Annotated in this window: 8 protein-coding genes; 1 reads left to right on the top strand and 7 read right to left on the bottom strand. The window is 39.7% G+C overall.

Features of this window, described 5'->3' with window-relative positions; all coding sequences use genetic code 11:
• Nucleotides 1-90 precede the first annotated feature (90 nt).
• The 7 genes from DPX34_RS04000 to DPX34_RS03970 form a co-directional block, all read right to left on the bottom strand.
• Complete coding sequence (locus DPX34_RS04000) at nt 91-3,324, bottom strand: glycosyl hydrolase (RefSeq protein ID WP_198673617.1); 3,234 nt, start codon at nt 3,322-3,324, stop codon at nt 91-93.
• A 245-nt stretch (nt 3,325-3,569) separates the two neighbouring features.
• On the bottom strand, nt 3,570-4,739 hold the full coding sequence (locus DPX34_RS03995; RefSeq protein WP_111977128.1) for an ABC transporter substrate-binding protein: 1,170 nt from the start codon (nt 4,737-4,739) through the stop codon (nt 3,570-3,572).
• Nucleotides 4,740-5,249 (bottom strand): NUDIX hydrolase, encoded by a 510-nt coding sequence (locus tag DPX34_RS03990; protein ID WP_111977127.1) that lies wholly within the window; start codon nt 5,247-5,249, stop codon nt 4,740-4,742.
• A 75-nt stretch (nt 5,250-5,324) separates the two neighbouring features.
• Complete coding sequence (locus tag DPX34_RS03985) at nt 5,325-6,683, bottom strand: phosphohexomutase domain-containing protein (RefSeq protein WP_111977126.1); 1,359 nt, start codon at nt 6,681-6,683, stop codon at nt 5,325-5,327.
• A gap of 128 nt (nt 6,684-6,811) precedes the next feature.
• Complete coding sequence (locus DPX34_RS03980; protein ID WP_111977125.1) at nt 6,812-8,677, bottom strand: sulfatase-like hydrolase/transferase; 1,866 nt, start codon at nt 8,675-8,677, stop codon at nt 6,812-6,814.
• A gap of 247 nt (nt 8,678-8,924) precedes the next feature.
• A complete protein-coding gene (locus tag DPX34_RS03975) occupies nt 8,925-10,088 on the bottom strand; it encodes an AGE family epimerase/isomerase (RefSeq protein WP_157964612.1) in 1,164 nt (387 codons plus the stop codon).
• 469 nt (nt 10,089-10,557) lie between these two features.
• Nucleotides 10,558-11,553: a LacI family DNA-binding transcriptional regulator gene (locus tag DPX34_RS03970; protein ID WP_111977123.1), complete on the bottom strand. Its 996-nt coding sequence runs from the start codon at nt 11,551-11,553 to the stop codon at nt 10,558-10,560.
• Between the two features lie 486 nt (nt 11,554-12,039).
• On the opposite strand from DPX34_RS03970, the gene DPX34_RS03965 reads away from it, so the two are divergent.
• A complete protein-coding gene (locus DPX34_RS03965) occupies nt 12,040-13,527 on the top strand; it encodes an MFS transporter (protein WP_111977122.1) in 1,488 nt (495 codons plus the stop codon).
• The last annotated feature ends 62 nt before the right edge of the window (nt 13,528-13,589 follow it).

Below are 13,589 nucleotides of genomic sequence, written 5' to 3'. Positions count from 1 at the left end.
CTTTCTTAAAATGTGGCTGGCGATAGAGCAGGGCGGCCCTGCTCGGAAATATCGCCTAAATGCGTTTAATAAATAGGTTTAATAAATGAGTTATTCAGTAAAAGTGACGCTATCGATGTAGAACTTAGCATCTGTTGAACTGGTATCGAAACCTTCAAACTGAACTCCCCAGCCCGCTAACAATGAATATTCAGACACATCAATTGATAATTGAATTCCATCTGCTGTTATTGCTTGCGCGCCTGCATCTACCCAAGTTTGACTTTCGCCATGTTTAATAAATAATTTAGCGGTTACGCCATCACCCGCACCCGTTGTGTTAACGGTTAAGTTTAATTGGCTTACACCGGCAATCGATAAGTTCGGGTAAGTTTGTATGGTTGTACTCGGGGTTTCACCTAATGTTTCAACACTTAAATCTTTGGTTAATACCAATGAGTTTGTATTGTTGCTGCCCCAAGCTTGTGTTGTGGTTAAGCCGGTTGTTGGTGCCCAGTTTAGTTGACCTTCCCAAGCGCCAGTTTGCTCAAAACCGTATGTTACTTTATCGTCTAAACGCACATTATCCATATAGAATTTAGCGTTAGATGATGTGGTATCAAAACCTTCGTATTGCACCCCAAAACCAGCAAGTAAGTCATAGCCTGATACATCTAATTCAAGTTCTGTGCCGCCATCTGTTAATGCGACTGCACCGGCATCAACCCAAGTTTGTTCTGCGCTGTGTTTTATCCATAATTTACCGGTTACTGCAGCGCCGGCATCCATTGAATTAACGTTTAGTTTAAGGCTTGAAACTGAGCTGATATCAATGCCGTTTTCAGGGTAGTTTTGAATAACGGTGCTGGGTGTATCACCCCAATCATTTTTAGCTGATAAATCTTTAGTTAAGGCGAGTGATTTAGCGCCTTGTGCCATCCAGCTATCCGTAATACCTAAGCCGCTGGTATTAGCCCAATTTAATTGGCCTATAAAGTTAGAAGGGGTTTCATCAAAGTCGGCAAACACGGTATCGTCAACCATCACACTATCTATATAAAATTTAGCGGCGGCAGATGTTTGCTCAAAACCTTCAAACTGCACACCAAAACCGGCAATTAAATCATAATCAGATACGTCGATTGAAAGCATCGTGCCGCCGTCGGTTAAGGCTATTGCTCCGGCATCTGCCCAAGTTTGTGCTTCACCATGTTTGATCCATAACTTACCGGTAATATTATCGCCAGCATTCAGGCTGTGGGCTTTAAGTGAAAACAAGGTGGCATCTTTTACATCAATGCCATTAGCTGGGTATGATTGAATAACCGTGCTCGGGAATTCTGGCCAATCAGTTATTGCGGCTAAATCCATCGTTGAACGTAATGATTGTGAACCTGAACCCGCCCAATCAGTTGATGCATTTAAGCTGGTTAATGCTTGGTTGCCCCAATTAATCTGCGCAACATAACTGGCAGCATGATCGAAGTTTTCATAAACACCAGGCCCTTGTGCAGCATTAGGTGCACCCGGTAAATCACTTAAGTTTATAACACTATCGAATGCATAATTTGCATCAATCGTTGCGGCATCCATTGAACCCGGGCCATATGAATCTGATGTGTTCCATGTAATATAAAAAGCCCACCAAGCGTTAGCGGCATGCATGGCTTCTACATCTGGAATGGAACCGGTTTCAGTGAGAGCGACCATTTTTTGACCATTATGACGATCGCGTAGAGTCGAGAATTGGCCCGAAAAGGCATTTTTATCATTGGTGCCATCGTAACCGTCATAGCCAACAATATCGACATAGTCGTCACCTGGATACCAGCTAGCGTCTAAATCACCAGCATAAGTATATACCCATATCAGGTTATCTAAACCATGATGTTGAGTCATGCGATCGTACATTAACACCCATAAATCTTTAAGGGCTTGTGAGCCTGCTGCACCCCACCAGAACCATTTACCTTGTGCTTCGTGTAATGGGCGCCATAAAACAGGAATATCAGCATCTTCTAATTTTTGTAATTCAGCGGCCGCAATATCAATATCGGCAATTAAAGCTGCATATTCAGCACTATTTGTATCGGCAAGCACGGCGGCTAAATCAAAGTCAGTTGCACCTGTGTAGAAGCCTTTATACCAAGCTTCTTCGCCTGTGCCATTTTTTAATTGAGCGGGTGCATTCCAGTGCCATAAGGCCGAGAGCATCACATTTTTTTCATTATGATGTTTGATCATGTCTTCGGTTAATGTGCCTGGGTTAGCCCCATTTTCAACGCGTGTTGCTGAATATTCCATTAAATCAAATGCAACGATAGCGGGAGCATCATCACCTGTCGCGCTGGTTACTTTATTAAATTCAACCAAGTCATTTGTGCTGCCATCATTGGTCGGAAATTCAGTTTGGCCCGACAACGTTGAGTTACCATAATATGAAGCCAGTAATTCAAATACTTTTTTAGTTGCCGTGGTTGCATTATCATTAGTTAATTGTGTGGGTACCGGAGAAGGCACGGGCGGTTTAACATCTGGAATAGTATAAATATTATCAATGCGGTAATAATTCCACGCCCCGCCAATTTCAATAATGTTATCACCTGCTTTTAACTCAACGGTGGCTACTTTTATGTCATTCCAGCTACCGGTTGCTTCAAATTGCAAAATAGTGGGTACGCCATTCACCACCACTTTTGCTTCTTTACCGCCGTAGTCAGCAGGTATTGCATATCTAACAAATAATGAATAAAAACCGGCGTTTTCACTTGTTTTATTAATGGTATATATAACCGATTTTTCGCCTTCGATATCGGCAGTATGGTATTTACCACTGGCACCTGCGATGTATTTTTCATGGCCTTCAGTAATAATTTCTAGCGTAGAAACCACGTCAGCATCGGTTTCAACTTCATAAGTTTCTATGCTGTCTGGATCAAAAACTTTTACGTTTATTTCATCGACGATAGGTGCGTTGTTACTATCCATGGCGGCAGTACCATCGGCATTAAGTGCATGAACAACAAACGTTAATAATTGTGAGCCCACGACGTCTGGTGCAACAAAACTTATTTGTGATTGTGTCGGGTCGACGATCGTCACGTCAGGACCGGCTGTTTGTTCCCACATCATCGTTTGGCCTGCAACCGTACCTACTAAGCGACTTTTTAATACAATGTCACTGCCGGGTGCAAATTCAGCATCTTGACCGGCCACTACGCTTAACGGATGTGAATCTGGCGTGTATTGTACGTTGTCATTGTTTGTTGTTGTTTCACTTAAGCAGCCTGTTAAGCTAGCTATAATAGCGGCACTAAGTAGGGTGCGTGTTGGTACGTTGTTCATGTTTGTTAACCTCTTCATTGAACACCTCGTTGAGTATGGTCCTTGAACCTTATTTTTCAAATGTGATGGTAAAGTGTGTAATATTAGTAACCGGTTACATTTTATGTTTGTTGTTACGTAACCGGTTACATTTATATTATGTTGTGTAATGTAATAAATCAACAACAAATTCACAAAAAAACAACATTTTGCTAGCTGTAAACATAAAAAAGTAAAAAAATAAATTGTAACTGATTGTTTTTAAGTTAATTTATGGGGTTTGTTTTAAGTTGTTTGATTACGCGATTTAATGAAAAGTCATACGGCGTTTCTGATTTATTCGATACTGAAAAACGTGAAAAATTAATCATGTTCCAATTTGGGCGCTCAGTTAACACTGTGTAATGTTCAATATTAGCAGATGTAACAAGCGTAACACCGTAGGGTAATCGATCATAAGCACTCGAGTATTGTTGCTTATGTAGGTCATGAATTTTAACTAAAGCCCAAGCTACTTGCATAAAGTGACCACCAACGGTCGCGGTTAAATCACTTGTTTTAATCGCTTTTAACGCTTTAGGTGTTAAATCAATACCACCAACGTGGGCGTTGTTGATATTTCGATGCACTATTTTACTGGCGGCAAGTGCAAGTTCGTCTGATGCCGTCCAAATTACATTTGTATCGGGATAACGCCGTAATAACGTTGGTAATTGTTGGGTAACAGAATTAGGTTGCCATAATGTGTGAACAATTTGCTGTAAACGTGCATTAGATTGCTCATGTAAGGCTAATTTTAAACCTAATTCACGTTGATGTGCGATTGCGCTGCGATCACCGCTAAAGGCAACAATATTTTTCACCGTAGAGTCGGTATGCTTATCGAGCATTGTGTTTGTCGGAGGGAGGTTCAATTTTTCATTAAGATGATTGGGTGTTAACAAGGCTTTAGCTAACAAATAACCGGCACGAATATCATCAAAGTAGACTTCAGTTTTCCACATTTTAAATTGTTGTTGTGGTAAACCAAGTGAAGCCAGTTGTTTTTTTTCAAAAGATCGTTCTAGTGTAACAAAAGGTAAGCCTTGTTGTTCTAAACGTTGGAACTGTTGTTTAGTTTTGCCTTTGTAGGGTAAAAAAACCAGATAATCATGTTTTAGTGGTTTGCTCGAAAGTTGCTCAACTAAGGCTAGGTTTGAAAAACGATCGCCTCCGCCGTAGTAAACCGTTAGCTCAATATTTAAATCGGTGGCTGCCGCAAGTGCAATCTCGGTGGCTAGATCCCAAAAAGGCCGGCCTTGTATATCCGGGTTAATAAAAGCCACTTTTATTTTTTCAGTGGTGGTATTGGCCATTGATGAAGTTGCAATAAATAGGCTTATAAGGCAACTTAAAGCGATGTTAATCGTAATAAACGCTGAGCGTAAATTAAACATTTACCGACCTGATATATAAAGCTCAAGCGCACGACGTAATGATTGAAATGCCATCTGCTCGAATTGAATGTTTTCAATTTCAATCCATTGATATTGGGCTATTTCTGATTCTTGTTTAGTTATTTCGGGTTTATGAGATAAGGCGCAACTAAAAGTGGTATCCAAGGTTTGATATTGAATATCGGCATACAAATATTGGTTTGGCCATGCACTTTCGTAACACCAATCACTAGCCGGTATTTCAATATTTAATTCTTCTTTTAATTCACGTGTTAACGCTTGTTCGAGCGATTCGTTGGCATCTACAAAGCCGCCAGGTAAATCGAGCAAGCCAGCCCCTGGATCTTTAGCCCGAGTCGTGAGTAATATTTGATTTTCAAAGGTAATGATACCGGCGACGGCCGCAGCAATATTGTGGAAATAATTGAAGTGACAATGACGACAGATAAATTGCCTTTGCTGAATAAAATCAATGGTCTGTTTGCTACATTTTGGGCAAAATTTAAACATTAATTGGTGCCTGATTTTAAGCTCTACGTTAATAGAGCTTGTTTAGCTTTAGGTTAATATTTAAATATTAGCCTATTAGTCGTTGAGTGCATGTATAAAGTCTAAAACTTCTTGGGTTTTGGTTTTCATTAGGGGGGTATCGGCACGTGATTCGATATTAATGCGTAACAGGGGTTCGGTATTCGACATTCTGACATTAAAGCGCCAATTATCGAAGGTCATACCCAAGCCATCAGTGCGATCATATTCACTCACCTGATCGGCGTAATGTTTTTCAAGTTCAGTTAGTATGAGGTTAGCATCACCCACTCGTAAATTGATTTCGCCACTGCAAGGAAACAAAGCCTGACGCTCACTAACTAATGACGATATTGGCTTGCCGGTAACGCCCATTAATTCACATATGAGCAACCAAGGTATATTGCCATTATCGCAATAGGCAAATTCTTTAAAATAATGATGGGCACTCATTTCACCGCCATATATAGCATTCTCTGCACGCATTTTTTCTTTAATAAAAGCATGGCCGGTTTTGCTTTTAACCGGAACACCACCTGCTTGCTCAACGATATCAATTGTATTCCAATATAAGCGAGGGTCATAAACTATTTTACCCCCTGGGTTATGCTGTAATAAGGTTTTGGCCAATAGGCCAACTAAATAATAGCCTTCGATGAATTCGCCTTTCTCATCAAAAAAGAAACACCGGTCAAAATCGCCATCCCATGCTATTCCCATATCAGCTTTATGTTCAATGATTGCTTGTTGTGTGGTTAATCGATTTTCTTCTAATAGCGGGTTAGGCACGCCATTAGGGAAGTTGCCATCTGGCTCGTGCTGTATTTTGATAAATTCAAAGGGGAGGTGAGGCTCAAGCAAATCAATAATTTTTCCTGCACCCCCATTGCCCGCATTGACCACTATTTTTAATTTTGGCAATGTTGCTACGTTAATGTAGCTCAGTAAATGCTCAATATATTGCGGACTTGTGTCTATGTAAGTAGGACAACCTACTAAGTTATTCGGCGTAAAATTATTGCCTTCTGCTAGTGCTTTTATTTCAAGTAAGCCAGTATCGCCTGAAATGGGTAGCGCGCCTTTGCCAACAAACTTCATGCCATTATAATTTTTGGGGTTGTGGCTAGCCGTTACGACAATGCCACCGTCGACTTTTTCGTTAAAGGCCGCAAAATAGATCTCTTCTGTACCACATTGGCCAATATGCATAACATCGGCGCCGGCATCCATAATACCCTTAGCAAGTGAATCACATAAACTATGGCTCGTTAATCTTATGTCGTAGCCAACTGCAACAATATTGGCTTGTTGTTGTTTTACATAAGCAAAGCCAATTTTATAAGCTGTATCTTCATTTAATTCTTGCGGTACTTTGCCGCGAACATCGTATGATTTAAAGCAAGTTAGTGCGTTCATATCAACTCTCTTTTATTATTAACTAAGTGAAAACCCCACGAGCATCATTTTGTAAAACAGGCTGTAAAAACAACCTGTTTATGTGGTGTAGAGGAGGTATTATATTTTGAAACAAGCGAATTATAGGTTTAGTTAGGCAACGATAAATCACTGGGTTTTTTATTGGTGCCTTGTTTTATCAGATAAAAACGGCGCAAATTGTTTAACGTCATCCAGGTTGTCATGGCTGTATTTTGGGTTACTTCAAACTTTAAGGTAACTGCACCTTGTGGTAGCGGTATTTGCGCTAACTTTTGCAAGGCGTGCTCGTTTAGCGTCGTGGTATAAGGTTTATTGGCTACGCTAATTTTAACCTCAAACCCAGAACCGTAGTGATCTTGCTTATTAAGCCATAAATCATAAATACCCGCTTCGTTAATCTGTAAATCATAGGTGGCTGAATCACCGGCTTGTTTAAAACCACCTAGCAAGTGTGCTTGGCTTTTAACGTTACCTTGTGTGCTGGCTGGGCCAAAAGCATTAAAAGCACTGATGTCGCCTGAAATTTGATACATCGGGGTTTTAAAACTGTCAGCATCATTAAACACATCTTGATATGCCGTTTGCATTTTAGTGAGCATTATAGCGGCAAGTGTCGGCTTAGCTAAAAATAAGTTTTTGGTTTCTTGTGGATCGGTTTTCATATCAAATAAGACATATTGCTCGGTCGCATCAGGGTAGTGTGATTCATCTTTAACGGGGTTGAGTATTAATTTATAACGATCATCACGCAATGCCAACATTTGTGAATTGTAATCTAGTGCATTTTTAGCAACATCATCAAAAGGGGTCCATTGATTGAATAATGCTTTGTGTGAAATTACATCATGACTACCTATTAAAACCGGTTTTTGGCGTGCATAAGTGGTATCACCTTCTAACGCACGTTTAAATGATTCACCATCTATTGGTTTATGGTTTTTATTCAACTGAATATTCGTCACCTCTAAAAGGTAAGGCATAATATCGGTGACAAACGTAAAGGGCGCGATCGTACGAGGTTGATAATGATCACCGTAGCGAATAAACAAAGGTGATTTAACCCCATTTTGCCAGTTTCGTCCTTTCATGCCATGCCAGTTATTTGGGTTACGTTGCTCCCATTCATGTTGATGCATTGCGCCATAGTTGCTAGAACCGAACCAGGGGCCATTGTCGCTCATAAATATAATGATGGTATTGTCAGCTAAACCTTGTTGGTCAATATGGTTTATTAAACGGCCAATATGATGATCCATTTCTTCTATCATGCCATATAGGTTAGCTATAGCGTCTCGTTGCCCTTTAGCTTTATATTTATCAACATATTTTTTAGGCGCAACCCAAGGTTCATGTGGTGCTAAATAACTTAAATAGGCGAAAAAAGGTTTGTTATTTTTTTGTCTATCGATAAAGTCAATAGCGTAATCGGTAACCACACTTGATACCCAATCATCGTGCTCGACTTTTTGTTGATTAATATAACCATAAGAATTTTCATGCACATAGAGTTGAGCGTAGTAACTTTCGTCAAAGCCTCTATCTTGCGGTAGATAACCAGCGGTTTTACCGATATGCCATTTACCCCAAGTACCGGTTGCATAGCCGTTTTCTTGTAATACATTTGAGATTAACGTTTCATCTAAGCTTAAGTAATCACGCCCACCATGAACACCCGAAACACCGGTTTTATAATAATGCCGACCGGTGAGTAAAGCGGCTCGTGTGGTTGCACACACGGGTGAAACATTGTAATCAGAAAACTGCACTGAACGCTTGGCTAAAGCATCTAGATTAGGTGTTTCGATCACGGGGTTGCCATGTATTGATAAGTCGTCAAACCCCAAGTCATCTGCTGTTATAAGGATTATATTAGGCTGTGTAATTTGTTGAGCATTGGCATTAAATACAAACAACAAAATTAATGGACCTATTAAAGAGATAATGAGTAACTTGAGTTGTAGAAAATTTTTCATATTACACCTTAATTGCGCGGATGACGGGGTCATCATTAAATGAAAATAAAAAAAAGGTGATGCACGGGGGAACTTGGGTTAATAGCTGGAGTTTTAGTCTTCTCGCTCAGGTTTTATGGTTCATTGTCAGCGCTTACTCGCCCAGTCACATAGTAGAGCATATGCTCATGGGGTCTCGAAGCTTGACGGCTTCCCCTAAAACCCGATCGCTTTGACTATATTAACCCTACATCACCTTTGGTACTTATCAACGGCGACTTTTGCAATACGTAATGGCTTCATTAGCCGCAACCACTAAATGGTAAAGTGTGCTTGCGGGTGATTCTGCAACAATTACGTTATTGTTTTCGTCAAGTTGATCACAATAAGTACCTAAAACGTCACCGGTTAAATAGTATTTAAACAAAAGCTCAATGGCGTCTTGAGCTTTTTGCTCGTATAGCGCTTTGATATAAGGGTCTGATTCGGCATTTGCTTGTGCGACACTAGCCTTGAGGAGTTCGGTTATAGGCCAGCAACGTTTTGTTGCTTTGATTATTTGACCTTTTTCATTGCATTCGTCAAATAATAAACCGGTTACATCTGAGCCGTAAGCAATCGCATTTTTATATAAAATGTCAGTGTATTGGGTTACTGGGCTGCCCGTTAGTTGCTGGTATTCATGTAACAACCAGACCCACTCAAGCATATGACCCGCCTCAATTATTTTACCGTGCGTACCAAATTGCGGTGACCAATCGGCATTAAAATATTCAAGTAATACGCCTTTGTCTTCATCAAAAAAGTGGGTTTGAAACAAGGTGAATACTTCACCCGCCCGGGCTAACCATTTAGCGTTTTTAGTGGCAGAGTAGAGAGCCATAAACGTTTCGAATAGATGCATGTGCGGGTTTTGCCTACGTAGATTAGAATTAAAGTCGCCTTCAAACCAACCGCCTTTTATTCCTTTAATATGCGTATCGATATGCTCCATCATCGCGTCGGCCGCCGTTAATGCCGATTGGTCGTTGAATGCGCGATAGCGCCATGCACAAGCTAACAAATAAAAAGCCAAATCGTAAGTATCTTGTTTACTATCAATGATTTGGCAATTAGCATTTAATAAATGTGCAAATTGGCCTTTATCATTTTTAGCATGAGTGTTGATAAACGTTTGTAAGCTATCAACAACTCTTTCTCCATTATCAAACCAACCTTTTTCGTTCGCCATGGCATAAACAAACATTTGGCGATAATTTACCCTAACACGACGATCGCATTGTGTATCGGGTTGCCCTTGGCTGTTTAGCTTTTCAAATGAACCACCGGTTTTAGTATCTAGTCCATTTGATGCCCATAACGGCAAAGCGTGTTCACTTAGCCATGAAACAAAATGTGTTGCGGCGTCGTTTAAATTTTTAAATTCTGGCATTTGGGCCTCTTGTGTGTGCATTCATGCTGAATCAATCGTTGTTTAAACCTAAATTGAGCATGCGATGTTTTTTATATGTTACAAATGTAACCGGTTACTTTTTGTTTTGCAATTATAATTCATCATTTTTTTATTAAAGGTTAAAAATTGTCTTATCAGAGACTTATTGGGAGTAAGTGAGAGTAAGGACTTAGCAAACTTAAGTTTACGCTTGTATAGTCAAAGCGATCGGGTTTTAGGGGCAGGTTTCTCGTTCCAGACGAAACCTAAGTACTTACTTCCATGTAAGCAAAGCAGTCAAGCTTCGAGCCCCCATGAGCATATGCTCTACTATGTGATTGGGGCGAGTAAGCGCTGACAATGAACCATAAAACCTGAGCGAAAAGACTATATTCAAGTGATTTGAATACAAGCGTAGCAGGACGGTAATTAGCTAAATTTCACTTAATAATCAGTATGTCATAAAAACTTAGGCTTTGTTTGCCGTGCTACCACGCACGATAAACTCAAAAGGTAAAATGTACTCTTGTTGCGCTAATGTTTTACCTTCTAATAAACGATGCAACAAATTCATTGCCGTTTTTCCTAATTCGGTTGCCGGTTGCGAAATAGTCGTTAGCGTTGGTTCGTTGTATTTAGAAAACTCAATATCATCAAAGCCGGTGACAGAAATATCGTTTGGCACGTCTAAACCAACTGACTTAAAACCTTTAATGGCACCGATCGCCATTTCATCATTAAACGCGACAATCGCGGTTGGTTTTTGATCCATATGAATAAACTGGGTTGCCGAATTTAAACCTGACCATAAACTGAAATCACCTTCTGTGACTAAAGTGTCGTCAAAAGGAATGCCCGCATTTTCTAACGCTTGTTTATAGCCTTTTAATCGAACAATTGAATGAGGGTTATCGGCTAGGCCTGTTATTACTCCGATACGCGTATGGCCTAACGATATTAAATGCTCAACAACTTGCTGTTGTGCCGCGGCATTATCGATTCGCACTGAAGGATAGGGGGTGCCTACGCATCCACACGCACTAACAACAGGGAAGTCAGCGTGACTGAATATTTGTCCGTCTGCTGGTCGGTGAGGGCGTAATTGTATAACGCCATCTGCTTGTCGTGTCTCAATGAGCTTTAAATATTCTTTTTCGCGATCAATGGAGTCACGGCTGTCGCCTAAGAGCACATTAAAGCCTTTTTGCCGAGCGACATCTTCAATACCTTTCACCACAGTTGAAAAAAATGGGTTTGCTAACTCAGGTACTAAAACTAAAATGGCATAGCTTTTATGAAATCTAAAATTACGGGCCAGCATATTGGGTTTATAGCCAACAAGTGCAATGGCATCGTTGACTTTTTTAAGGCTGTTTTTTGATACTTTGTCTGGGTGACTCAGCGCTCTTGAAACGGTAGCAATGGATACGCCTGCTACTTTAGCGACTTCGCGAATATTTGACATTTTTATTTCCTTAGGCGGTATAAGTATGAATTATAGCGGCAATATGTGTAACCAGTTTCATGGCGTTAACAAGTTAAAAATGCAATAAAAAGCATATAAAGTCAAATATTTAGTGTAACAGTTTCATTGTTAACATTGTGTTCAAATTTATACCCAAGTCACTTGGGAATAGTTCTGGCTTTAATCAATTTTATATCTCATATCAGCGCTATTTTTTATTAATTTAACATTACTAGGCTTATTTTGGGCGCTTAATGCTCATGGCTAACGTAATATGTTAATCTGTGAAATGACCTTTAAAATTTGTAAGTTATTATTTAATAGGGTTTTTCTGTATTTCGTTTCGGCATTAGCAATATTTATCTTATTAATAAATGAATTATTTCTAGATCTTTATTGCGTAACCGGTTACATTTTACTGCAGTTGAACTATAGTTGTTAAACCGTTATCTCAAATATAACGACAAATACTGATAGAGGGGTTGTATGCCAGCATTAAATGAGCGACCAGGTTTAAAAGAAAAAATAGGCTATGGATTTGGTGATTTTGCCTCATCTATGTTTTGGAAGTTATTTTCAGTTTACCTGATGATCTTTTACACCGATGTGTTTGGTATTTCAGCGGCGGCTGTTGGAACGATGTTTTTATTAGTTAGAATTTGGGATGCAGCTAATGATCCAATTATGGGCATTATCTCTGACCGAATTAATACCAAATGGGGTAAATTTAGGCCTTTTATCTTATTTGGCGCGATCCCCTTTTCTGTTATCGGGGTGCTGACCTTTACGACACCTGAATGGTTAGGTGATTATAAATTAGCTTATGCTTACGTGACTTACACATTAATGATGATGGTCTATACCGTTGTTAATGTTCCGTATGCTTCGTTACTCGGTGTGATGTCGTCACATAGTGATGATCGCACTACGTTAGCGTCTTACCGTATGGTATTTGCGTTTGCAGGCGGTATATTATCGTTAGCCTTTATTGAGCCGTTAACGGATTTTTTCAGCACATTAAACTCAACAACCCCTGATATGCAAGCCGGTTGGATGTATACCGTTATGTTATTTGGTGTTATTGCTTCTATTTTATTTTACTTTACCTTTGCATGGACTAAAGAGCGAGTACAGCCCCCTGCACAACAGCAAAACTCGTTAAAAGACGACCTTAAAAATTTAGCTAAAAATAAGTATTGGTTCATTTTATTGGGGGCGGCTTTAGCTACATTAATATTTAATAGTATGCGTGATGGTGCCGCGGTTTATTACTTTAAATATTATTTTTCGATTGATTCAATTGTTATTTTTGGCATGAGTTTTAGTTTGATTGCGACTTATTTAGTGATTGGCCAGGTGGCTAATATAGCTGGGGTGATGTTAGCTAAGCCGGTATCTTCAAAAATGGGTAAACGCCAAACCTTTATGTATGCCATGTTTGGCGCGGCATTTTTTAGTGCGTGTTTGTTTCATATGACGGAATCCCAAGTGTGGTTAATTTTGTTATTACAAGTCGTGATTAATATGTGTGCCGGTATTATATTTCCGTTACTTTGGGCTATGTACGCCGACACCGCTGACTATTCTGAATATAAAACCGGTCGTCGTTCAACGGGGCTTATTTTTTCATCTGCTTCGTTTTCACAAAAAATGGGTTGGACATTAGGCGGGGCCATGACAGGTTGGACACTTGCTATTTACGGTTATGAAGCGAATGCAGAGCAAACTGAAACGGCCAAAGAGGGGATCCGTATGATGATGAGTTATTTACCCGCCATTGGCGCCTTAATTTCTGGCTTATTTATTATGTTTTATAAATTAACGGATGATGTGATGGCCGATGTAAATAAACATTTAGCCGATAAACGTGCAGATGAAAAATCGCTTTTTGAACCGACTGAAAATGTATTGGTAACAGAAGCCGATGAACACAACAAACTTAAGTCAAATTTTAAACCTATCGATGCGCAATAAACGATAGAGATTGTATACACAGATTTAGCTATTTAGTCGAATTTGTGATGTAACCGGTTAAT

This window comes from Algibacillus agarilyticus (assembly GCF_003286125.1).
Lineage (GTDB): Bacteria > Pseudomonadota > Gammaproteobacteria > Enterobacterales > Alteromonadaceae > Algibacillus > Algibacillus agarilyticus.
This window is presented reverse-complemented; position numbering and strand designations above follow the sequence as displayed.